This window comes from Muricoccus radiodurans (genome assembly GCF_050154705.1).
GTDB lineage: Bacteria > Pseudomonadota > Alphaproteobacteria > Acetobacterales > Acetobacteraceae > Roseomonas > Roseomonas radiodurans.
In genome coordinates this window covers 1,110,288-1,132,405 of sequence record NZ_CP189561.1, presented here as the reverse complement: position 1 = coordinate 1,132,405, position 22,118 = coordinate 1,110,288, and the positions used below count along the sequence as shown (strand labels likewise).

Below are 22,118 nucleotides of genomic sequence, written 5' to 3'. Positions count from 1 at the left end.
GGAGGAGGCTGTTGAGCGATCTGCACGACAACGCCTCCGTTCCGGCCGGGAGCGGCCCGGATTGGAGCGGCTTCCTCCGCGCCCTGCTGGAGATCCTGGAGGCGCATCTGGAGGCCGAGGAGCGCGCGGTGCTGCTGCGTGCGATCGGCGCGCGGCTGGCCGCGACCTCGCCTTTGCCGCCCGAGGACACGCTCGCCGGGCTGGAAGCGCGGATGAACGAGCGGCTGGCGATCACCCGCTGGGGTTCGGTCAGCATCGCGCTCGACTCCACCGGGCCGTCGCTCGTCCTGACGCATGCGACCCCGCCTTCCATTCCCGTGGCGAAGGGTGTGGAGGACCATCCGCTTGGGCCGGTGCTCGCGGGGCTGCATGCAGGCTGGATCGCTGCCCAGCCGGGCGCAGAACCGGATATCGAGGCGAGCCTCGTCAGCGCGGCCGAGGATCGCGTGGTTCTGCGCTACGGCGTTTGAGACGGGCCGCACGATCCGGTGCTGTCGCGAGTCCGGGGAGCCGTCATGCGCCCCGGATGGCGCCGGGCCCAGCCCGCAGGGATGCTTCGCCGTTGCGGTGAGGCAGCATCGCCATCACGCGGCGCGCCGCACGAGCCCTTCCTTGGCCGCCACGGCGCCACTGCCGGGAAAGGCCCGTTCCAACGCGGCGTCCGGCAGCCCGAGGTGATCGCGCAGCAGCCCCTTCGCGACCGCGCGAAGGTCCAGCGTCGGCCGCAGATCGCGCCCCTCGAAGAGCCGGGAGGGCGCCAGCCCCGGCCAATCAGCCAGCACCCGTCCGCCCGCGACGGCTCCCCCCAGCAGGAAGGCTGCGGTTCCCGTCCCATGGTCGGTGCCGTCGCTGCCGTTCACCCGAACGGTCCGGCCGAACTCGGTCATGACCAGCACGGCCGTCCGCTCCCAGGCCGTCCCCAATCGGACACGAAGCGCGTCGAGGCCGTTGTCGAGTTGCCCGAGCACCCCGGCAAGTCGGTTTGGCTGCGCCTGGTGCGTGTCCCAGCCGCCCATCTCCAGGGCGGCGATCCGCGGGCCGTCCGGCACCGCCATCAGCCGCCCGGCCGCGGAGGCCAGCTCCACGAAGCCGTTCCGCTGCTCGGCCTGCGGCACCACGCCGCCGGTGAAGCCGCGGGCCCGGAGGCCCTCCGCCAGGGCAGGCCCGATCACCGGGTCCGCGTGGTTCAGCTCCAACAGTCGGTGGTACAGATCCGCCTCCGGCCGCGCCGCGCCGGCCGGCGCGTACATCCCGACCGGTTCCGGCCCGCGCAGCAGCAAGGGGAGGGAGGGGCCGATGGCGAAGCCGGCCCGCACGCCGCCGTCGCGGCCACCGCTCTCGGGCAGCCCGGCCAGAGCCCGGTTCAGCCAGCCGGACGTGAGGCGCTGCTCTGCGCCGCTCTCGAGCAGGTCCTGCGCCTCGAAATGGGAGCGCGTGCGGACCGGCCCCGCCACCGCATGGATCGGCAGCGCCTCTCCGGCAGCGAACATCGCGTGCAGCCTCGCGAGGCGGGGGTGCAGCCCGAAGAAGCCGCCGAGATCGAGCACCCCGCCGTCCTGTCCCGGCTCGGGAAGGATCAGCGGACCGCGAAGCTCGGCGAGGTCGGGCTCTCCGTAGGGCTGCACGGCGGCCAGCCCGTCCAGCGCGCCCCGCAGGATCACGACCACCAGCCGCGCCTCGCCCCCCGTTCCCGTCCCGAGTGCCAGCCGCGCACCGCCGAGCGTGGCGCCGGCCGCGAGGCCCAGAAGCAGCCCGCGCCGGCCGATTCGGGGGAGGTGCCGAGTCATCGCCGCTGAAACTCCGGGCTGCCGAGCAGGAGGGTGAGCGCGTCCCGGTTTGACCCTGCCCGCTCGACGGCCCGGCGCGTCTCGGGGGAGGCCAGGGGACCGAGGACGAGCTCCAGCGTGGCCTTCGAGTCCTGGCGGGCGAAGCGCCCGCTGATGGCGTGAACCCGGTCCAGCCGTTGCACCATGCCCTCCGGATTCGCCCAGGCCGAGGCCACGTCCGGCCACCCGATGGGGGCCGGCGCGGTCCAGAGCGGCTGGCCGAGGCTGGTGACGCTGCCGAACGCCATTTCCCCGATCTCCGGCCCCGCTCCGACGGCCCGGAATGCGGCGGTGATGAGCTCGACCGGGCTTCGGAGCTTCGACAGCGGTGCGTGCCAGGCGGCGGGGAGCTCGACGAGGGTCCGTGCCGCCGCGCCCAGGTCCGTGCCGGTGTCCCGCAGCACGCCGAAGAGTGCCTCGACCGCGGCCGCGGGCGGCTCGTCGGCCACGAAGTGCCGCGCGAGCTTCCGCGCGAGGTGCCTCTGCGTGGCGGGATGCTCCGCCAGCCATTCCAGCGCCGCATCAATCGCCGCCTCGCCCGGCGGGAAGATCCGGCCCATGACGATCTTGCCGCCGGGTTCATGCATCTCCGGGCGGAAAACGGTGCCATAGGGCTCCCGTCGCAGCTCCGTGCTCAACCCGGTGAGAAGGCGCGCGAACTCCGTCACGTCGGCCTGGGTGTAGCCGGCCTCCGGAGAGAGGGTGTGCAGCTCCAGCACCTCGCGGGCGAGATTCTCGTTCAGCCCCCGCCGGGCCCGGGCCCCGAAGGCGCTGTCCGGCCCGACGGAGGCGGACTGGTTCAGGTAGAGCAGCATCGCCGGATGCCGCACCGCCGCCTTCAGCATCGCCGCGAAACGCCCGGTGACGTGGGGCCGGATCGCCTCTCGCACATAGGCCCCGGTGAGGCCGGTGACGCCGCCCTCGCGCCGGCTGACGGTCAGGTGGTTCGTCCAGAACAGCACCAGCCGCTCCCGGAACGGCGCCGACGTGGTGACGAGATGCGCGTGGAAAGCCTGCGCCTCGGCGGCGAAGAGGGCGGCCTGCCGGCTGGGCGGCGGGTTGGGCATCCGGGCCGTGCGGGCATCCGCGGCCCGGATCGCGAGTCCATCCCAGGTGGTGGGATAGGCCTCCCAATCCCGAGGTGGCGGGCCGGGGTCGTCGGGCGAAGCGAGCTGGGCGAGAAGCCAGGCCGGCACATCCTCGGGCGCCGGCAGATCGGGCCGGGGCCCGAGGCCGAAGCGCAGCTCCGCGATGTGGCGCGCGGCGTCCATCACGCGCAGCCTAGCACGGCGCTCGCCGCCGCCTCCAAACCTGCCCCGCAACGAAGCGTGACGTCCCGCAGCGCGCGCAGACCCGCCCCCCGCGGGTGTCACGCCCGCGACGCTTGCAAAATCGGCCGCTACGGCGCACATGTCCGCCCGCAGCAGGGGCGCGGCAGCGGCGCCCGGCGGCATCAGGCAGTCCGGATGGAAGCGGGCGGGGTGGCAGGGCCATCCGCGGCCCGCGAACCCGTATCCGGGCCTGCCGGGCCGAGGGCTGCTTTCCCCATCGCGGGGGCGGGCGCGGCGCTTCCGCGAGAGCGTCCGGCGCTGCCGCCGGAAGACCAACCGCACGGCTTCGGCCGTGACCATCCCACGGCCCCGGCCGTGTCCACCCCACGGCCCGTCCGTGACCCCGCGCGGCATCGCCGCGACCCACAGGCGGCCGCGGCCGCAGATCAGACACGCGGCCCTGCCGCGGATGAAACCCCGCGGCCCGGCCGCGATACGGAGGCCCACGTGGCGCGCACCACCCTCGATCGAATCCGCAACATCGGCATCACCGCGCATATCGACGCGGGCAAGACCACCACGACCGAGCGGATCCTCTACTACACCGGCAAGTCCCATAAGATCGGCGAGGTGCATGAGGGCAACACCACGACCGACTACATGGAGCAGGAGCGTGAGCGCGGCATCACCATCACCTCCGCGGCCGTGACCGCCGAGTGGAAGGACTACCGCATCAACGTCATCGACACGCCCGGCCACATCGACTTCAACATCGAGGTGAACCGTTCGCTGCGCGTGCTCGACGGCGCCGTCTTCATCATCGAGGGCGTGGCCGGCGTGCAGCCGCAGTCCGAGACGAACTGGCGCCTCGCCGACCGCTATAACGTCCCGCGCATCATCTTCATCAACAAGCTCGACCGGACCGGCGCCGACTTCTATCGCGCCGCGGCGACGCTGACCGAGAAGCTCGGCATCAACTGGGTCGCGCTCCAGCTCCCGATCGGCATCGAGGACACGCTGAAGGGCGTGGTCGACCTCGTCGAGATGAAGGCGCTGATCTGGGAAGGCGACGAGCTCGGCGCGAAGTACCACGAGGCCCCGATCCCCGCCGACCTGGGCGACAAGGCCGCCGAGTACCGCCAGATCCTTCTCGACGCCGTGCTCGGCGCCGATGACGCGGCGATGGAGGAATACTTCGAGAAGGGCGACGTCTCGGTCGAGTCCCTCAAGCGCGCCATCAAGAAGGGCACCATCTCCGGCGAGTTCCGGCCGGTGTTCTGCGGCTCCGCCTTCAAGAACAAGGGCGTGCAGCCGCTGCTGGACGGCGTGATCGACTACCTGCCGAGCCCGGTGGACATCCCCGGCATCAAGGTCGCGCCCGAGGAGGGCGAGGACGAGACCGCCGACCGCCGCAGCATCCCGGCCGACGAGAACGCGCCCTTCGCGGGCCTCGCGTTCAAGATCGTCAATGACAAGTACGGCAACCTGACCTTCGTCCGCGTCTACCGGGGCGTGCTGAAGTCCGGCGACACGGTGATGAACACCACCAAGGGCAACCGCGAGCGCATCGGCCGCATGTTCCAGATGCACGCCGACAAGCGGGAAGAGATCAAGGAGGTCATCGCCGGCGACATCGCAGCCTTCGTCGGCCTGAAGGACACTGGCACCGGCGACACCCTGGCCTCCCAGGATGATCCGGTGGTGCTGGAGCGCATGGCCTTCCCGGTGCCCGTGATCGACATCTCGGTGGAGCCGAAGACGAAGGAGGGCGTCGAGAAGATGACCCTCGGGCTGCAGAAGCTGGCCGGCGAGGACCCCTCGCTGCGCCTGAAGACCGACCAGGAGACCGGCCAGACCATCCTGTCCGGCATGGGCGAGCTGCACCTCGAGATTATCATCGACCGCCTGAAGCGCGAGTACGGCGTGGACGCCAACATCGGCGCCCCGCAGGTCGCGTACCGCGAGACGATCACCAAGGCGCACACCGAGACCTACACCCACAAGAAGCAGTCGGGTGGCTCGGGCCAGTACGCCGAGGTGAAGATCGTCTTCGAGCCGAAGGAGCGGAACACGGGGATCGAGTTCCACAACGGCGTCGTCGGCGGCGCGGTGCCGAAGGAGTACATTCCCGCGGTCGAGAAGGGCATCAAGGTCCAGGCCGACACGGGCGTGCTCGCCGGCTTCCCGACGGTGGACTTCAAGTACTCCCTGGTGGACGGCAAGTACCACGACGTCGACTCGTCGGCCCTGGCCTTCGAGATCGCCGCGAAGGCCTGCTTCCGGGAAGGCATGAAGAAGGCCGCGCCGGTCATTCTCGAGCCGATCATGGACGTCGAGGTGACCACCCCGCAGGACCACGTGGGCGACGTCGTCGGCGACCTGAACCGCCGCCGCGGCGTGATCCAGTCCCAGGACATGGCCAGCACCTCGGTCATCATCCGGGCCCACGTCCCGCTGAAGGAGATGTTCGGCTACATCTCCAACCTGCGCGGCATGACGAAGGGGCGCGCTTCCTTCTCCATGCAGTTCCATCACTACGACCCCGTCCCGCGGAACGTCGCGGACGAGATCATGAAGGCCTCGGCCTGATCGTCGGAACGGCCCCGCCCAGCGGCGGGGCCTCCCGAGCGTCCGGGAACCCCGGGCCGGCCTCATGGGCTGGCCCGGGGTTTTCTCTTACCGGCGCAGGTGGTGCAGCCCCACCGCGTCCAGGACGATCACCCCGTCTTCGACGCGAGTCGCCACGTAGCGCAGCCGCGCCGATCCCCGGTCCTTGCGGGCGCGGGACCGCTTCACCTCCACCACCTCGACGCGGACGTTCACCTCCTCGCCGGGGCGGAGCGGTGCCGGCCAGCGGATCTCCATCGCCGATCCCGCCAGACTGATGTCCCGTAGCAGCGGGCCGCCCATGAGCATTCCGAAACAGGCCGACAGGGTGTGCAGGCCAGGCACCACCACCGTGCCGAAGATCGAGTCCTGGGCCGCCTCCTCGTCCAGGTGGAAGGGCTGCGGGTCGAAGCGCCGGGCGAAGCCCACGACCTCGTCCAGGGATAGGCTCAGCCGGCCGAGTTCATAGGCATCCCCCACATGCAGGTCATCCAGGGAGCGGAGCCGCGGCACGTCCATGGCGCCGGGATAAACCGACGTGGCGCCGGAGGCATCCCCCCTTACAGAATGGACATCTTGAACCCGGCGCCCCGCAGGGCGACATCCGTCCCATGCTCCAGGACCCGCGCCGTCCTCCCGTCCTCGACATGACGCCGGAGGGCGAGTTCCGAGACCCCGCGCCACCGCCGCACCTCCTGCGGGGCGGAAGCTGGCTTGACCGCGCCCTGCTGCGCCTGGGCGGCCTGTCCATCCTGGCCGCTGTCGTGGTGGGCGGGCTGGTCATGGCCGCCTCGGCCGTGCTCATTCTCGGCCTGCTCATCCCCGTCGCCCTCGTGATGGGGCTGGTGGCCTTCGGCACCCTGTGGTGGCGCGCCCGCCGTGCCGGACGGGGCGGCCCCGCCACCTTCATCGTGCTGCGCCGCTGATCTTCACGCCCGATCCGGATCGCCTCTACGAGGTCGGCCGGGACGGTTCCCCCTACACGCTGGACCCTCGGGCCCCGGGGGCCGACACGGAATTGGAGACGCGGGCCAGACGGTGGTGGATCGCCGCCGTGCTGGTGAACAGCGCGTCCATGGGCTTCGCGGCCGCTGCGGCCATGCTGGGCGGACAGGCGGTCGCGGCCTGGGTCGGACTGGTGCCGATCCTCACCGCGCCGCTGTTGCTGATGCCCTACCTTGTGCGGCGTCGCGGAGGCCGCCGGGCGCGGCACGTCCACCGAACCCGGCCTACGCACTTCCCACCGCCCCCGGAGCACGGGCTGTAACGCCCGCTCCCCGGAAACGACGGGTCGCTACCCCTTCAGCGGCCGGCCATCCCGGTCCAAGGCATTGAAGCCGCCCGCGCCGGGGACGGTCCGCTGCGCGTTGCCTTGCAGCTCGTGTCCCTTGGGGCGGCTATGCTGCTCGCGATCCTCCTGCCCGAGCTGCCGGCCGGCATCAGGGTCGAGCGAAAGACGCTCCTTCATCACCGTCTCGGTGACCAGCGCCTGCGCCGCCTGCCCGGAGGGCATGGAGAGCCGGACGACCCCGCCATCCAGCCCAGCCACGGTGGTGAGCGGGATATAGCGATGCTCGCCGCCGGAGGCCGGGTCCGTCTTCGTCAGCTTGATGAAGTCGCCCTCGACCCCGTCCACGGTACCGATGGGCTGCCCGTCACTGGCAATGACGGGCATGTGGTCCTGGATCTCGCCGGCCGCGATCCGCGCTGCGTTGACCATGCCGTGCTCCCCTACCGGCGCCCGGTTCGGGCGTTGTTGGCGTCGGAGCTCGCCGTCTCGCCCCGCCCGCGATTATCGGGCGACGGGTCCTCTCCCCGCAGCTTCGCGTTGCCGACGATGTCGACTTCAGCGCCACCGGAGGCGCCCTTTCCGCCGCCCCCGCCGCTGCTCTTCCCGTTTCCTGCGCCGGTCTGCGCGTCGGAGTTCTTCTTGTCCGCCATGCCTGGCCCTCCTGTCCTGCGGTAAAACGCGGACAGAAGGGCGATGTTACGAGCTTGAGCGGCCCGTCAGGCCGCCTTCCCGGCCTCGAAGGAGGCACGCCGGTCGAAGCGCGCCACGCGGGACAGAAGGTAGTCCACCTCCGCCCGCGCCGTGGCGGTCAGCGATGCGCCGGGCCGCCGCTGCGCGTCGCTGGCCAGCAGCCCGCGCCGCATCAGCACGTATTTCCGCACCGCCAGCCCGACGCCGGGCTGCTGCTCGTAGCGGATCAGCGGGAGGTGCGCGTCGAACAGGTCGTGCGCCTGATCGCGCTCCCCCGCCGCCTGCATCCGCACCACGTCCACGAGCATGTCCGGAAACGCGTAGCCGGTCATGGCGCCGTCCGCCCCGCGCTCGCACTCGAAGTCAAGGAAGAGCCCGCCATTGCCGCAAAGGATGGAGATCGGCCGCAGCGAGCCATCCTTCTGGAAGCCGCGCAGCGCCGAGATCTTCTCCAGCCCCGGCCAGTCCTCATGCTTCAGCATCACGCAGGACGGATTCTCCTGCACGATCCGCCGGATCACCGCCGGCGTCATCTGCACGGAGAAGGAGAGAGGATAGTCCTGGATGACGAAGGGGACCTCCGTCCCGATCGCCTCCGCCGCCTGCCGGTAATAGGTGGCGATCTGGTCGTCCGTGCGCAGCGTGTTCGGCGGCGCGATCATCACGCCGGCCGCGCCCGCATCCATCACGGCCCGAGTCAGGGACCGCATGGCGGCGAAGCCCGGCGCGGAGACGCCGACGACGATCGGGATTCCCGCCCGCCGGATCATCCGCGCGGCGATGGCCACGCTCTCCTCCGCGTCCAGCTTCGGCGCCTCGCCCATCTGGCCGAGAACGGTGATCCCCGTGGCGCCGGCCTCCACGAAGAAGTCGGTCAGCCGGTCGTTCGACGCCTCGTCCACCCGCCCGTCCGGATGGAAGGCGGTGGGGGCGATGACATAGACGCCCTTCGCCGTGGTCAGGTCGGTCATGCCGCGCCGCCCTTCTTCCAGGCCTCGTAGCGCGCCTTGTTCTCGGCGTTCGGGGGATACAGGCCGGGCAGGGCGGCGCCCTTCTCGACCTCGCCCATGATCCAGGTCTCCTGCCGCTCCTGCTCCACCGCGGCCTCGACCACGGCGTCGAGCAGCGCCTGCGGGATCAGCACCGCGCCGTCCTGGTCCACCACCACCACGTCATCGGGGAAGACGGCCACGCCGCCGCAGCCGATCGGCTGCTGCCAGGCCACGAAGGTCAGCCCGGCCACGGAGGGCGGGGCCGCCGCCCCGTTGCACCACACCGGCAGCCCGGTCCCGAGCACGCCGGCGAGGTCCCGCACCACGCCATCGGTGATCAGCGCCGCCACGCCCTTCTTCGCCATCCGCGCGCAGAGAATGTCCCCGAAGATCCCGGCATCCTGCACGCCCATGGAATCGACCACGGTGATGCAGCCCTCCGGCATCGCCTCGATCGCCGCACGGGTGGAGATCGGCGATCCCCAGCTTTCCGGCGTGGCCAGGTCCTCGCGCGCCGGGACGAAGCGCAGCGTGAAGGCCCGGCCGACGAGGCGCGGCTGCCCCTCCCGGATCGGCTTCGTGCCGCGCATCCAGACGTTGCGCAGTCCCTTCTTCAGCAGCACCGTCGTGAGGGTGGCGGTCGAGACGCCCGACAGCGCCTCCCGAATCTTCGGATCGAGGTCCAAGCGCCGTCTCCTGCCCGGTGTCACAAACGGCCCGGCCTTCGCGCGGCAGGGCGGCCGCGTCAAGCGTGACTTCCGGCGGGGCAGGCCCCATCTCCCGGCGGCCCCGAAGGAGTCCGCATGGGTTCGCCCCGACTTGCCGCGTCGCTCGCCCTTCTCGCGGCCTTGGCCGCCGGGCCCTCCGAGGCGCAGACGGGGCCGCGCCGCTTCTTCCAGGTGGCGCCCGGGCCGCCCCTTGCCGCAGCCCCGACCCCGCCACCCGCCCCCGCACTGAACCAGCGGGAGGCGATCCGCCGCTGGCTCTGCCCGAATGGCGGCACCCCGATGCGCGGCCGCCCCGGGCGCTGTGACGGCCGAGGACGCGTGCCGATGCCGCGCGGCGGCGGGGGAGGCGGCACCGATCCGGATTCGGAGGTGGCCGGCTGGCACAACGACCTGCCGCCCCCGTCCCGCCGCCAAATCCCGTGTCCCCCGGGCACCGTCGCGTCCGAGGCCCGGGCGAACCCCGGCACGGTCCGCTGCGTGCCCGGCTGAGACGCGGCCGGCTAACCGGCCTCCTTGACCACGCGGCGTCGCCGGGGCGCCGGTTCCGGCGCGGGCCGCATCCGCCGCACCAGCGCCCAGCCCGCGGCGAGGACGGCGACGGCCAGCCCGGCGAGCAGCATCCAGGCGGCCGGCCGCAACTCGATCCCGAACTCGAAGTCGAGCTCGAAGATGGAGGCGAAGATCGCGCCTGCCGGCGCCCGCGTCTGCGTCGCGTACCAGAGATACTCCAGCCCCGCCGCCCCGGCCGCCGCGAGCAGCGCGAGGGGGAACAGCGGCCACACGGAACCCCGCCACCGCGCTGGCACCAGCCGCCAGAACATGAGCCACAGGAAGAATCCGGTCATCAGTACGGGCTGCGACACGTTGATCTTCGACTGCATGTAGAAGTGAAGGATGCCCATCGCCGTCAGCAGGTAGGTCAGGCGATGAAGGAGCTTCCACTCCCGCCCCAGCCGCCGCAGTGAGGAGTCGGTGGACGTCCACCCCAGCACGCAGAGCCCGATGAGCGCCGTGAACCCCAGCGTGAGATAAGACCGCTTCAGAATTTCCAGCAGCACGTGGAACAGCCGGAAATGCTCGTTGCCGACATAGAGCAGCAGGTGCACGACCGCGTAGCCCAGCGCCGCCAGCCCGAGCATCCGCCGAACCTGCAACACCTTCTGCCAGTCGAAGATCCAGCGTGCCGGCGTGACCGCCAGACCGATCAGCAGGAAGTAGATGGCCCAGTCGCCCGTCTGATGCGTGGCGAGCGTCAGCGGCTCCGCCCCCATCTCGTCGTTGACCCACCACCAGCCCAGGAAGAGCAGCGGCAGGAAGCAGCCGAGCAGCACCGCGGCCTTGAAAGCCGAGAAGCGGCCGCCGCGGTCCAGCCAGGGCCACGGGCCCGGCTTCGCCGGCGGCGGACCGTCGGACACCGCGCGCCGACGCCGGCGCGCCTCGGAGGCGGGGAGGGCGGCTTCGCTCAACGACACCTCACATCGGCGGGACGACGCCATCCCGCGCCACGGTGATCCGCGCCGCGGAGAGCTGCCCGCCCGCATTCGGGGCTGCCGACAGGAACACCTGAGCGCCCGGCTTCAGATCCTCCAACGCGGCGGGGATGAAGGTGACGACAGGCGCATCCGCCGGAACGCGCACCCGGATCTCCTGCCCGCGGGGGTGCAGCACCAGCTCCCGCCCATTCGTGCCATCCACCGCGGCCGTGACGTTCGCGTTCGTCATGCTGCTGGACGGTGTCAGATCCCAGGCGAAATGGCCCTCGCCGGTGCCGCGCATCGCCTCGGGGAAGACGAGCACCTCCAGCGCGCGCCAGCCGCCGTCGCCGTCTGGCTCGGCCGCGGTGCCGATGAAGCTGCCCGGCCGCACCTCCGACAGCTCCAGCCGACGCAGCGCCACGACCGTCACGTTGTCGGCGAGGAGAACCGTCACGCTCTCCCCTTCGCGCGTCCGGATGAGGAGGTTACGCCCCTCCAGCCCGGTGATGACGCCGCGAATACGCCGCGACGGCGCGCCCTGGGCGACCGCTTGCCCTGCGATCGCCAGGCCCGCCAGGGCCAGCAGCATCGAACGCCTGTTCATCATGGTCCCTCGTTTCCTTCCTCGCCGCAGACGACCCGCTGCGCCATCAACGCCGCCAGGCGCTGCGCGCCCAGCAGCGGGCCGAGAACCTCGCCATTATGCTCGCCCAGCCGGGGCGCCGGCCGCGCGAAGAGGCCGGGCGTCCCGGAAAGCCGCGGCACCTCCCCGTGCATGGGCACCCAGCCCATCTCCGCGTCGGGCACCTCGATCAAGCTCTCATGCTCCGCGACGTAGGAGTCCGTCTCCAGCGCCGGCGCGTCCATGATCGGGCCGATCGTCACCCCGGCCGCATCGAAATGCGCCAGGTTCTCCGCCATCGTCCGCTCCGCCACGAAGCCGCCGACGATCGCGTCCAGGTCGGCATAGTTTTTCAGCCGCTCCACGTTGGTGGCGTAGCGCGGGTCCTGCAGCAGCTCCGGCCGACCGATCGAGGCGAAGAGCTTCGCCGTCATCCCCTGCGTCGAGGAGGACAGCCCCACCCAGCCACCATCCTTCGTGCGGTAGGCGTTGCGCGGCGCCGTATTCGTGCTGCGGCTGCCGGTGCGGGGCTTCCGCCGCCCTGTCAGGCGCCAGTTGGCGATCTGCGGTTCCATCACCGCGAAGATCGGGTCGAACAGGGAAACGTCCACCACCTGACCCTGCCCCGTCGCTTCGGCATGGCGCAGGGCGATCAGGGTCCCCGCCGAGCCGTAGAGCCCGGCATAGGCGTCCCCCATGAACATCGGCGGCAGGACCGGCTCCCGGTCCGCGAAGCCGTTCACGGCGGCGAAGCCCGAATAGCCCTCCACCAGCGTCCCGAAGCCGGGCTTGTGCCGGAAGGGCCCCGTCTGCCCCCAGCCTGAAACCCGCACGATCACCAGCGCCGGGTTGGCCGCCAGCAGGACCTCCGGCCCCAGCCCCATCTTCTCCAGCACGCCGGGGCGGAAGCTCTCGACGAAGACCTTCGCCCCCGCGGCCATCTCCCGCACCACCGCCTGGCCCTCGGCGCTCTTGAGGTTCAGGCAGACGCTCTTCTTGTTCCGGCACCAGGTCTTCCAGGAGGTGGACACCCCCTCCACCCGCCACGCGCGCAGCGTGTCACCTTCCGGCGGCTCGACCTTCACCACCTCCGCGCCGTGGTCGGCCAAGACCTTCGTCAGCAGGTTTCCCGCGACCAACCGGGACAGGTCCACCACCCGCACCCCGTCCAGCGCGCCCGTCGCGGCCGGGTCGAACTCCCGCCGCCGCAGCTTGGACGCCCCGCTCATTCGACGCGGATGTCCGCCTTCTGCGCCACCTCCCGCCACCGCCGGAGGTCGGCCGTCAGGAACTCCGTGCCCTGCGCGGCGGATCGCGGCGTCGGCGTCGCTCCCTCGCCCGCCAGGTAGGACGCCAAGCGTCCCCCCGAGAGCGCCTCGTTCGCGGCCGCGTTGATCGCATCCCGGATCTCCGGCGGGATGCCGCGCCGGGCGAGCAGGCCCCACCAGATCGTCGCCTCATAATTCGGCAACGCGCTCTCCCGCGGTGTCGGCGCCTGGGGTCCGCTGGCCGGCCGGTTCTCCGCCGTCCAGCCGATCACCTTCACCCGCCCGCCGCTGATCACGCCGCCCGCCGAGGGCACGGTCGTGAACAACAACTGGATCGTCCCCGCCGCGAGATCAGTGGTCGCCGGTCCCATGCCGCGATAGGGCACGTGCTGCATCTGCAGCCCCCCCGCGCTCTGCGCGAAGAGCTCGGCCGAGAGCTGGTTGATGCTCCCCGGCCCGGCCGACCCGTAATCCACCTTCCCCGGATTCGCCCGAAGATAGGCCACGAGTTCCGACAGGTTGTTCGGCGGGAAGGACGGCGCGGCCAGCACCAGCAGCGGCGCCGAGGCCAGCATCGCCACCGCCTCGAAGTCCCGCTCCGCGTCATAAGGCGTGCGCTGCACCGCCGCCGAGGTCGCGAAGGTGGAGGAGGTGACCATGAGCACGTAGCCGTCCGCTGGGGCCCGCGCGACCTCCGCCGAGCCGATCGCGCTGCCCGCGCCCGGCTTGTTCTCCACCACGAACGGCTGGCCGAACTTCGTCTGCAGGTGCTCCGCCAGAGGCCGCGCCACGGCGTCGTTCGACCCGCCGGGCGGGAAGGGGACGATCACCCGCACCGGCCGGTTCGGCCAAGCACCTTGGGCCCGTGCCACCGCCGGCATCGCCAGGAGCGCCGTCCCGGCCAGGGCCTCGCGTCGCGTCAGCCGCATCCTGTTCTCCTCCCTAACCCTCGGTCCCCGGCAGCCCCAGCCGCCGCGCGAGCGCCAGCAACGCCCTGGCGCTCTCGATGAAGGGCGCATCCACCATGTCGCCATCCACCAGGAACGCCCCCGTGCCGCCGGCGATCTGCGTCTCCGCCGCCGCCACGACCTTCCGGGCCTTGGCGATGGCGGCCTCGCTCGGCCTGAACACCTCGTTCGCGAGCGCGATCTGCGTCGGGTGGATGCAGCTCTTCCCCGCGAAGCCCATGCGCCGCGCCGCCTCCGCCTCGGCACGATAGGCGTCCGGCTCCGCGACCTTCGCCCAGGCCCCGTCATAGGCCGCGACCCCGGCCTCCGCCGCTGCCAGCCGCACGGCCATCCGCACATGGGCGAGCGCGGCGGGATCGGTCCGGTCGATCCCCGCCGGCTCGAACAGATCCGCGTAACCGATCTGCAGCCCGACCACGCGCGGATCGGCCCCGGCGATCTCCGCCGCGAGCCGCAGCCCGCGCGGCGTTTCGATGTTGCAGAGGATGCCGATCGGCCGAGCGACGCCGTTCGCTGCCTCTGCCCGCGCGAGCGCCGCGGCGGCCTCCCGCACCTCCTCCGCGCCCTCCACCATCGGCAGGTTCAGCAGGTGCAGCCCCGGCACGGCCACGGCGGCCACGTCCTCGGCGAAGAGTGGCGTCGCGAGGCCGTTCACCCGCACCACCATGGCCTGGTTCGCCGGCAGGTCGCCGCGCAGGAAACCGGCCACCGCCTCACGCGCCTCTGCCTTGCGGGACGGCGCCACCGCATCCTCCAGATCGAAGGACAGCGCGTCGGCGGCCGAGGCCGCCGCCTTGGCGAAGAGCTCCGGCCGCGATCCCGGCACGAAGAGCTTGCTGCGCATGACGGGCGCGACGGGGCGTTCCATGCGGGGCAGGCTACCTCCCCATCCCGTCCCTGTCTGCCGGCCCGAGCTTCACGAAGGGGGTGGCCCGGCGGACCCGTCAGGCCGGCGTTCGGTCCCGCGGGATGATCGAGATGCCCCCGCTCACCTCCAGCACCGCCAGCCGGATCTCGTCCATCCGCAGGATGCCCTGCGTGGCGCGCGCGCTCTGCAGGATGTCCGCCTCGCTCACCCGGGATTTCGCCAGCCGGTCCCGCAGCGGCACGCCATCGGCCACCAGGATCGTCGGCAGCCCCTCCAGCACCCGTTCGGCGCGCGGGTTCCCGCGCTTGTAGAGGGACAGCGCGACATCCAGCCCCATCAGCGTGACGATCACGATGATTGCGTTCGTCACGGAGAAGTCCTCCCCGAGCAGCGCCTGCTGCGTCGCCTCGCCGACGATGAGGAGGAGCACGAAGTCGAAGGTCGTCACCTGCGCGAGACTCCGCCGCCCGCTGATGCGGAACAGCAGCAGCAGCGCGACGTAGACGGCGACGGCGCGCAGCACCGTGTCCATGGCCGGGCCTCCTCAGGGCAGCACGAGAATGCGGGCGCGCACCGCGGCCCCGTCGGCAGTGACATTCCCGGAGATCAGGCCGGGGGCGCGGGACCGGGTCCGCAGCACCATCCGGGCGGGCCGGCCCTCCGCCGCCGCGGTGACAAGGTGCAGCAGGCCCGCCGCCCGGGATGACCGGAGCGGGATCGGCTCCACCCCGACGAGGTCCATCGCATCGGCCAGTTCGCCCTCCACGCGGACGGCCAGCTCGGGGCCGGCGGAGGCATCGAGGGTCACGACCAGCCGGGCTTCGTTCCCGGCCCGCTGCACCCGCTCCCAATCCAGCGTGAAGCCGCCCGACTCCGGCCGCGCCGTGGCCGAGGCGACCGGACCGTTGCCGAGACCGCCGATCAGCCCCAGCAGGACGATGCCCGCCATCACGCCCCAGCCGATCCGCTGGAAGCGCCAGTTCCGCCGCTGGAAGGGGACATCCTCCCCCACCGCGCGCGCGGCATCGTGCAGGTCCGGTCCGGTCATGCGGGGGCAACGCAGCCTGGGCTTGACCGTTGCGGCCTTCCACCGCGGGCCGGAGCATGCGAGAGCGGGTCGATGCGCCTGCACGTCCAGAACCCGCCCGGAGTCGCCCACCCCGTCACGGAGGAGCAGGTCAGCGCCGCCCTCGCGCGCCATCCCGACATGGCGCATCTCCGCCCGAGCTACGGGGACGATGACGCCGCCTTCGCCGCGGGTATCGCGGACGCCGAGATCCTGCTGACCTTCACGCGGGAGGGCCGCAAGCGCTTCCCCGTCGGCACGCCGCGCAGCCTGGCGCCGAAGCTCCGGCTGATCGCCTTCACCTCCGCCGGCCTCGACGCGCTCCAGCCCTTCGACTGGGTGCCCGACGGCGTGACGATCCTGAACAACCGCGGCACCCACGGGGACAAGGCCGGGGAATACGGCATCATGGCGATCCTGATGCTCCAGACCCGCATGCCCGCCTTCGCCGACGCGCAGCGGGAGGGCCGCTGGCAGCCGCTCTTCGCGACGACGCTGGAGGGACGGACCGTCGTCATCCTCGGCATCGGCACCCTCGGCGGCGGCGTCGCCCGCCGCTGCAAGGGGTTCGGCATGCGTGTCATCGGAATCCGCAGCGGCGCCGACCCGCACCCCGATTGCGACGAGACCCATCCGGCGACCGCGCTGGACGAGATCCTGCCGCGCGCCGACTTCCTCGTCCTCACCTGCCCGCTGACGCCGCAGACCCGCAACATCCTCTCGCGGGAGCGGATCGGCCTCCTGCCCAGGGGCGCGCGGGTCGTGAACATGGCCCGCGGCGCCGTGTGGGATCAGGACGCGATCATGGACGCGCTCGATTCCGGCCACCTGGACGGCTGCGTTACGGACGTCGCGGTGCCGGAGCCCCTGCCGGCGGATCACCGCCTCTGGCGCACGCCGCGCATGATCATCACGCCCCACGTCTCCTCGGACGACGACGCCCGCTACAACGAGCGGACGCTTGATATCCTGTTCGAGAACCTGCGGGCCGACCGCGAGGGCCGGCCCCTGCCGAACCGGGTCGACCCGGCCCGCGGCTACTGAGGCGTCCCGCGGCGCTGTCCGCTCGGACGTGACCGGGGCCGGTGGGCGCCGTGATGGCGCCCCGCCGGTCCCGCCGGCTCGGTCACGCCCGCCCGCGTTTTCCCCGCAGCACCCGCACCACCTTGCGGCCGGCGGCCCGAACGGCGCTGCCCGCGCTCCGCCGGTGCCGCACCACCTGCGGCTGGTGCAGCCGCGTCTCCAGGCGCGCGCCGTCCGGCGACCGGATCAGCCGCAGGGTCCGGTCGTGGAAGGCGTCCAGCCCCGGCCGATGCCCGATGGAGACGAGCGCGCTGTCGGCCAGCTCCTCGCTGAACAGACCCATCATCGCGTCCTGGTTGTCCTCGTCGAGGGCGGCGGTCGCCTCGTCCATGAAGACCCAGCGCGGCTTGTGCAGGATCAGCCGCGCGAAGGCGAGGCGCTGCTGTTCTCCCAGTGAGAGCACGCGGTCCCAGCGCTCCTCCTCGTCCAGCCGGTCCGTCAGGTGCGCCAGCCCGCAGCGCTCCAGCGCGGCTCTCACCGCCGCATCCGGGAAGCGGCCGGATTGGGCGGGGTAGGCGATGGCCGCCCGCAGCGTGCCCAGCGGCAAGTAGGGCCGCTGCGGCATGAACATCATGTGGTCGCGGGGAGGAACCCGGATCTCCCCGGATCCCCACGGCCAGACGCCGGAGATGGCGCGGAAGAGCGTCGACTTGCCCGTGCCGCTCTCCCCGACGATCAGCACCTTCTCGCCGGCACGGATCTCCGCATTCGCCTCGCCGACGAGGACGTTGCCGTCCGCCTGCCCGATCTGGAGGTTGTTGAAGGCCAGCACCTCGCTGCCATCGTCCAGCGGCCCCTCGATCACGTTGATCCGGGTCTCCCCCTCCATCACCTGCGCAGCGTTCAGGCTGTCCTCCAGCGCCACCACGCGCTCCACATGGGACCGCCAGTCCGCCAGGCGCGGGAAGTTGTCCACGAACCAGTTCAGCGCCCGCGTCACCTCCCCGAAGGCGGAGCCGATCTGCATCAGCACGCCAAGGGTGATCGCGCCCGCGAAGTAGCGCGGGCTGGCGACGAGGATCGGGAAGACCCCCGCGATCATCCCATAGGCCGAGGTGAGCCACATCAGCCGCCGCTCGGACCGCATCAGGTCCTTCATCACCGTCACGACGTGCCCGAAGGACTTGCGGAGGCCGCGCTCCTCATCCGCCTCGCCACGGATGAGTGCGACACCCTCGCTGCTCTCGCGAAGGCGGATGAGCGCGAAGCGGTGATCGGATTCCGCCGCGTTCCGGCGCTGGTTGATCTCCACCATCGGCCGGCCGATGAAATAGGTCAGCCCGGAGCCGATGATCGCGTAGATCAGCGCCGCGAAGACCATGTAGCCCGGGATCTCGAACTCGTTGCTCCCGAACGCCACCATCAGCGGCCCCGACAGCGTCCAGAGGATCCCGACGAAGGAGATCAGCATCACCACGGACTGGAAGAGCCCGACCGCCATATCCACCGCCATCGCGGTCGCCCAGCGCGTGTTCTCGCTGATGCGCTGGTCCGGGTTGTCGGCGCTGCCGGGCAGGAAGTTCATCTGGTAGTGCCGGCTGTTCTCCAGCCACCGGGACTGGAGCCGGAATACGAGCCAGCGCCGCCAGTTCAACTGCAGCAGCTGCCGCACGTAGAGCTGGAACACCGCCACGACCATGCTGGCGATGCAGAGGATGAGGAAGGTCCCCATCTGCCCGAAGAAGGCCGCGCGGTCGCGGCTCTCCAGCGCATTGAAGAAGTCGCGATTCCACAGGTTGAAGCGGACCTGGATGTAGATCTGCAGCAGCGTCAGCCCGATTACCCCAGCGGTCAGCATCCAGGCCGAGCGCTTCTCCTCCCCGGCATAGTAGCCCTTCGCCAAGCGCCAGAACCGGCGCATGAACCCCTCGGTCGGCACGTCGTCGGCCAGCGCGGCGTCGTTCGTCGCGGGCATCGTTCAGCGGCTCCGCGCGGGCTGGTTGGGTTGCTGTGCTGGCGCCTCCGGTCTTGGGACCGGCCTCATCGAGTCAGGGGCCTCGCCAAGCTGCTCGGCGGCAACGGCGCGGCCGTCATCGCCCTGGTAGCCCATGCCTTCGGCCGAGATGCGGGCGCCGGGCTTGAGCAGGTCCCGGAGCGCGTCGCTCGCCGCGGCGCCGCGCGGCAGCATGATCACCGCCCCGTCCTCCAGCACGGCGCCGGCCACCTCGCCTTGCGGCGCGAAATAGGGGGTCCTCACGACCCCCTGCACCGTGATCCGCGCGGCCCGGTCGCCCTGTCCGCGGCCCCAGATGCGCCAGTAGAAGCGGTCCACCACCACCGGGGTCGTTTCTCCGTTCGGGGCGAAGGCGAGCATCGTCACGACCGGCGCCCGCCGGGACCGGATGCCCCATATGGTCAGGGGCCGGCCGGCCGGCGCCGCCTCCCGCACCCCCTGGGCGATGTCGGGCGGGAACGACACCTGCACCCCCTCCCGGAAGAGCAGCGCGTCCGTCTCGCCCCGCGGATTCACGAGATAGCGCTCCACTGTTCCCGTGAAAGACGGAAGCTGGGTCGGGTCGAACCAGAGGTCCGGCGCGTCCTGCCGGTTGGGCTGGGGCGCCTGGGGCGGCGCTCCCTGTGCCAGGCCCGGCCCGGCGAGGGCCAGGGCGCCCAGGAGCACGAGCACCGTGCCGCGATGCAGGTTGCTGGAGAGGGGGCGGGGGATCGTCACATCGGGCATCCGGATGGTCGGCACGGCACGGCAACGCCGCCGCGCCGGCCAAGTTGATGCCCGGTCACGAAATGTGGCGCCGGCGTGGCACGCCGGCCAGGGCGACTCAAGAAGTGGGGGAGGGCGGGGTCCGTTCACAGCCCCGGCGCGTCGGCGCGGGGGTGGTCTGCGCCGATCCGGAGGGAGACGGGGCCACCACCGGCGGCGTGGGCGCCGGCAAGGAACCCCCGGTCTGAGACAGCACGATGCCGCTGCCTGCCGCTATCAGGGCGACCAGCACACCGACCCGAAACACCACGATCCTCCGGCCCCCCGAAGGCCGCGGCCAGCCTGCCCCAGGCGGGTCCGCGGCTCGAGCGGGTTCGGGCCTCAGGCCGTCTCGAGCGCCGCCACGCCCGGCAGGGTCTTACCCTCGAGCCACTCCAGGAACGCGCCCCCGGCGGCCGAGACATAGGTCATCCGCTCCGCCACGCCGGCGTGGCGCAGGGCGGCCACGGTGTCGCCGCCGCCGCCGATCGACTTCAGCCCGGCGGACTGGGTCAGCCCGGCCACGCTCTCGGCCACCGCCACGGTCGCCGCGTCGAAGGGCGGCGTCTCGAAGGCGCCGAGCGGCCCGTTCCAGACAAGGGTGGACGCCTTCCGGAGCCGGTCCTCGATCACGTCCACCGTCTCCGGCCCGACATCCAGCGCCATCATGTCGGAGGGCACGCGGTCCACCGTCACGGTGCGGGTGGCCGGATGCGGTTTGAACTCGGCAGCCACAACGAGGTCCCGTGGCAGCAGCACCTCGCAATTCGCGGTCCGCGCCTCTTCCAGGATGCGACGGGCCGTGTCGTGCATCTCCGCCTCCTGCAGCGACTTGCCCATGTCGTGTCCCTGGGCCGCGAGGAAGGTATTGGCCATGGCCCCGCCGATCACGAGGACATCGACCTTCCGGGAGAGATTGCCCAGCAGGTCAAGCTTCGTGGACACCTTCGCCCCGCCGACGATCGCCACCACCGGCCGCGCGGGATTGCCGAGCGCCGCCTCCAGCGCCTTCAGTTCCTGCTCCATGAGCCGCCCGGCATAGGACGGCAGCAGCCGCGCCACGCCCTCGGTGCTGGAATGGGCCCGGTGCGCCGCGGAGAAGGCATCGTTCACATAGGCATCGCCGAGCTTCGCCAGCTCGGCCGAGAGCGCCGGGTCGTTCTTCTCCTCCCCGGCGTGATACCGCGTGTTCTCCAGCAGCAGCACGTCGCCATCCGCCAGCTTCGCGACCGCCGCCTCCGCCTCCGGCCCGACGCAGTCCTCCGCGAAGGCCACCGGCCGTCCGATCGCGGAGCCGATCGCCTCCGCCAACGGCCGCAGCGACATCTCCGGTACCCGCTTCCCCTTGGGACGGTCGAAGTGGGACAGGAGGACCACCCGCGCCCCCTTGTCCGACAGTTCCCGGATGGTGGGGCAGAGCCGCTCGATCCGCGTGCGGTCGGTGATCTGCCCGTCCCGCACCGGCACGTTCAGGTCGGCGCGCAGCAGCACGCGCTTCCCCCTGGCGTCCAGCTCGTCGAGGGTGCGGAACTTGGCCATTTTCGGTCCTTCAGGGGCGGTCAGGCGGGCAGGGTAGGGGGCGTTCGCCGCCCCCCACCCATCTCAGAGCTTGCCGTAATAGGCGGCGGTGTCGCTCATGCGATTCGAGAAGCCCCACTCGTTGTCGTACCAGGCCATCACCCGCACGAGCCCGCCATCCACCACCTGCGTCTGCGTGGCATCGAAGGTGGAGGAATGCGGGTCGTGGTTGAAGTCTACCGACACCAGCGGGGCCGTGTTGTAGCCGAGGATGCCCTTCAGAGGCCCGCTCTCGGACGCCGCCTTCATCACGGCGTTGATGGCCTCCTTGGTCAGCCCCTCCGTCTTCGCCGGCACGAAGTCGAGCGAGACGAGCGAGACGTTCGGCGTCGGGATGCGGATGGCGGTTCCGTCCAGCTTGCCCTTCAGCTCCGGCAGCACGAGCCCGACGGCCTTCGCCGCGCCGGTGGAGGTCGGGATCGCCGAGACGGCCGCGGCCCGCGCCCGGTGCAGGTCCTTGTGCAGCGTATCCACCGTGTTCTGGTCACCCGTATAGGCGTGGATGGTGACCATGTAGCCGCGCAGGATGCCGTAGGTGTCGTGCAGCACCTTCGCGATGGGCGCGAGGCAGTTGGTGGTGCAGGAGGCGTTGGAGACGATCTGGTGGCTCGGCTTCAGAGTCTCATGGTTCACGCCATAGACGATCGTGGCCTGGGCCGAGCTGTCGGAATGCGCCTCGGCCCAGGTCACCGGCGCGGAGACCAGCACCTTGCGGGCTCCGGACTGCAGCAGCAGCGCCGCCTTGTCGGAGTTGGTGAAGATGCCGGTGCACTCGGCCGCGACGTCCACCCCCTGCCAGGGCAGCTTCGTCGGGTCGCGCTCGGCCGTCACCTTGATCGGCGCGTGGGTGCGGCCGTTCGCGGAGATGATGATCGTGTCGCCCTCGACGCGCACCTCGCCGGGGAAGCGGCCGTGGACGCTATCATAGCGGAAGAGGTGCGCGTTCGCCTCGACGGAGCCGAGGTCGTTGATGTGGGTGAACTCGACGTCGTCGCGTCCGCTCTCCATCGCCGCCCGCAGCACCAGGCGGCCGATGCGCCCGAACCCGTTGATCGCGACCTTGACGGCCATGTCTCTCATCCCCTCG

The 22,118-nt window shown here is 71.5% G+C and carries 24 protein-coding genes; 6 read left to right on the top strand and 18 right to left on the bottom strand.

Annotation, left to right across the window (positions count from 1 at the left end; genetic code table 11):
- The first annotated feature begins 11 nt into the window (after positions 1-11).
- Complete coding sequence (gene bcsD, locus ACP6CK_RS05595) at positions 12-470, top strand: cellulose biosynthesis protein BcsD (RefSeq protein WP_426957894.1); 459 nt, start codon at positions 12-14, stop codon at positions 468-470.
- Between the two features lie 114 nt (positions 471-584).
- On the opposite strand, the gene ACP6CK_RS05590 is transcribed toward bcsD, so the two are convergent.
- On the bottom strand, positions 585-1,787 hold the full coding sequence (locus ACP6CK_RS05590; protein ID WP_426957893.1) for a DUF1501 domain-containing protein: 1,203 nt from the start codon (positions 1,785-1,787) through the stop codon (positions 585-587).
- Positions 1,784-3,097 carry a DUF1800 domain-containing protein gene (locus ACP6CK_RS05585; RefSeq protein ID WP_426957892.1) on the bottom strand — a complete coding sequence of 438 codons (1,314 nt, stop codon included), beginning with the start codon at positions 3,095-3,097 and terminating at the stop codon, positions 1,784-1,786. Before ACP6CK_RS05585 ends, ACP6CK_RS05590 begins: the two co-directional genes overlap by 4 nt.
- A gap of 507 nt (positions 3,098-3,604) precedes the next feature.
- Here ACP6CK_RS05585 and fusA point away from each other — a divergent pair.
- Positions 3,605-5,686, top strand: a complete 2,082-nt coding sequence (gene fusA / locus ACP6CK_RS05580) for an elongation factor G (protein WP_426957891.1) — start codon at positions 3,605-3,607, stop codon at positions 5,684-5,686.
- An 87-nt stretch (positions 5,687-5,773) separates the two neighbouring features.
- On the opposite strand, the gene ACP6CK_RS05575 is transcribed toward fusA, so the two are convergent.
- Entirely contained in the window at positions 5,774-6,223 is a 450-nt protein-coding gene (locus ACP6CK_RS05575; protein WP_426957890.1) for a MaoC/PaaZ C-terminal domain-containing protein, read from the bottom strand.
- Positions 6,224-6,315: 92 nt separating this feature from the next.
- On the opposite strand from ACP6CK_RS05575, the gene ACP6CK_RS05570 reads away from it, so the two are divergent.
- Both ACP6CK_RS05570 and ACP6CK_RS05565 read left to right on the top strand, forming a co-directional pair.
- Positions 6,316-6,630 carry a cbb3-type cytochrome oxidase assembly protein gene (locus ACP6CK_RS05570; RefSeq protein ID WP_426957889.1) on the top strand — a complete coding sequence of 105 codons (315 nt, stop codon included), beginning with the start codon at positions 6,316-6,318 and terminating at the stop codon, positions 6,628-6,630.
- Positions 6,570-6,971, top strand: coding sequence for a hypothetical protein (locus ACP6CK_RS05565; RefSeq protein ID WP_426957888.1), 402 nt, complete (start codon positions 6,570-6,572; stop codon positions 6,969-6,971). Before ACP6CK_RS05570 ends, ACP6CK_RS05565 begins: the two co-directional genes overlap by 61 nt.
- Positions 6,972-6,998: 27 nt before the next feature.
- Here ACP6CK_RS05565 and ACP6CK_RS05560 read toward each other — a convergent pair whose 3' ends face one another.
- From ACP6CK_RS05560 to ACP6CK_RS05545, 4 genes are all read right to left on the bottom strand, one after another.
- Positions 6,999-7,424, bottom strand: coding sequence for a DUF2171 domain-containing protein (locus ACP6CK_RS05560; RefSeq protein WP_426957887.1), 426 nt, complete (start codon positions 7,422-7,424; stop codon positions 6,999-7,001).
- An 11-nt stretch (positions 7,425-7,435) separates the two neighbouring features.
- On the bottom strand, positions 7,436-7,645 hold the full coding sequence (locus tag ACP6CK_RS05555; RefSeq protein WP_426957886.1) for a hypothetical protein: 210 nt from the start codon (positions 7,643-7,645) through the stop codon (positions 7,436-7,438).
- 66 nt (positions 7,646-7,711) lie between these two features.
- On the bottom strand, positions 7,712-8,656 hold the full coding sequence (locus ACP6CK_RS05550) for a dihydrodipicolinate synthase family protein (RefSeq protein ID WP_426957885.1): 945 nt from the start codon (positions 8,654-8,656) through the stop codon (positions 7,712-7,714).
- A complete protein-coding gene (locus tag ACP6CK_RS05545; protein WP_426957884.1) occupies positions 8,653-9,363 on the bottom strand; it encodes a ribonuclease activity regulator RraA in 711 nt (236 codons plus the stop codon). The genes ACP6CK_RS05550 and ACP6CK_RS05545 overlap by 4 nt, the downstream gene beginning before the upstream one ends.
- Before the next feature lie 117 nt (positions 9,364-9,480).
- On the opposite strand from ACP6CK_RS05545, the gene ACP6CK_RS05540 reads away from it, so the two are divergent.
- Positions 9,481-9,894 carry a hypothetical protein gene (locus ACP6CK_RS05540; protein WP_426957883.1) on the top strand — a complete coding sequence of 138 codons (414 nt, stop codon included), beginning with the start codon at positions 9,481-9,483 and terminating at the stop codon, positions 9,892-9,894.
- An 11-nt stretch (positions 9,895-9,905) separates the two neighbouring features.
- Here ACP6CK_RS05540 and ACP6CK_RS05535 read toward each other — a convergent pair whose 3' ends face one another.
- The 7 genes from ACP6CK_RS05535 to ACP6CK_RS05505 all read right to left on the bottom strand — a co-directional run bounded on the left by ACP6CK_RS05535 (position 9,906) and on the right by ACP6CK_RS05505 (position 15,654).
- Entirely contained in the window at positions 9,906-10,877 is a 972-nt protein-coding gene (locus ACP6CK_RS05535) for a sulfite oxidase heme-binding subunit YedZ (protein WP_426957882.1), read from the bottom strand.
- A 1-nt stretch (position 10,878) separates the two neighbouring features.
- Positions 10,879-11,487 carry a hypothetical protein gene (locus tag ACP6CK_RS05530; RefSeq protein WP_426957881.1) on the bottom strand — a complete coding sequence of 203 codons (609 nt, stop codon included), beginning with the start codon at positions 11,485-11,487 and terminating at the stop codon, positions 10,879-10,881.
- Complete coding sequence (locus ACP6CK_RS05525) at positions 11,484-12,731, bottom strand: CaiB/BaiF CoA transferase family protein (RefSeq protein WP_426957880.1); 1,248 nt, start codon at positions 12,729-12,731, stop codon at positions 11,484-11,486. Before ACP6CK_RS05525 ends, ACP6CK_RS05530 begins: the two co-directional genes overlap by 4 nt.
- Positions 12,728-13,699: a Bug family tripartite tricarboxylate transporter substrate binding protein gene (locus tag ACP6CK_RS05520; RefSeq protein WP_426957879.1), complete on the bottom strand. Its 972-nt coding sequence runs from the start codon at positions 13,697-13,699 to the stop codon at positions 12,728-12,730. Before ACP6CK_RS05520 ends, ACP6CK_RS05525 begins: the two co-directional genes overlap by 4 nt.
- 13 nt (positions 13,700-13,712) lie before the next feature.
- Positions 13,713-14,606 (bottom strand): HpcH/HpaI aldolase/citrate lyase family protein, encoded by an 894-nt coding sequence (locus tag ACP6CK_RS05515; RefSeq protein WP_426957878.1) that lies wholly within the window; start codon positions 14,604-14,606, stop codon positions 13,713-13,715.
- A 76-nt stretch (positions 14,607-14,682) separates the two neighbouring features.
- Positions 14,683-15,138, bottom strand: a complete 456-nt coding sequence (locus ACP6CK_RS05510) for a DUF421 domain-containing protein (protein ID WP_426957877.1) — start codon at positions 15,136-15,138, stop codon at positions 14,683-14,685.
- Between the two features lie 12 nt (positions 15,139-15,150).
- Positions 15,151-15,654, bottom strand: coding sequence for a hypothetical protein (locus ACP6CK_RS05505; RefSeq protein WP_426957876.1), 504 nt, complete (start codon positions 15,652-15,654; stop codon positions 15,151-15,153).
- 72 nt (positions 15,655-15,726) lie between these two features.
- Here ACP6CK_RS05505 and ACP6CK_RS05500 point away from each other — a divergent pair, with 72 nt between their 5' ends.
- Positions 15,727-16,716: a D-2-hydroxyacid dehydrogenase gene (locus ACP6CK_RS05500; protein WP_426957875.1), complete on the top strand. Its 990-nt coding sequence runs from the start codon at positions 15,727-15,729 to the stop codon at positions 16,714-16,716.
- A gap of 82 nt (positions 16,717-16,798) precedes the next feature.
- Here ACP6CK_RS05500 and ACP6CK_RS05495 read toward each other — a convergent pair whose 3' ends face one another.
- From ACP6CK_RS05495 to gap, 4 genes are all read right to left on the bottom strand, one after another.
- Positions 16,799-18,670, bottom strand: coding sequence for an ABC transporter ATP-binding protein/permease (locus ACP6CK_RS05495; protein WP_426957874.1), 1,872 nt, complete (start codon positions 18,668-18,670; stop codon positions 16,799-16,801).
- Positions 18,671-18,673: 3 nt separating this feature from the next.
- Entirely contained in the window at positions 18,674-19,426 is a 753-nt protein-coding gene (locus tag ACP6CK_RS05490) for a hypothetical protein (RefSeq protein ID WP_426957873.1), read from the bottom strand.
- Between the two features lie 369 nt (positions 19,427-19,795).
- A complete protein-coding gene (locus tag ACP6CK_RS05485) occupies positions 19,796-20,992 on the bottom strand; it encodes a phosphoglycerate kinase (RefSeq protein WP_426957872.1) in 1,197 nt (398 codons plus the stop codon).
- Positions 20,993-21,055: 63 nt separating this feature from the next.
- Positions 21,056-22,102, bottom strand: a complete 1,047-nt coding sequence (gene gap, locus ACP6CK_RS05480) for a type I glyceraldehyde-3-phosphate dehydrogenase (RefSeq protein ID WP_426957871.1) — start codon at positions 22,100-22,102, stop codon at positions 21,056-21,058.
- Between the last annotated feature and the right edge of the window lie 16 nt (positions 22,103-22,118).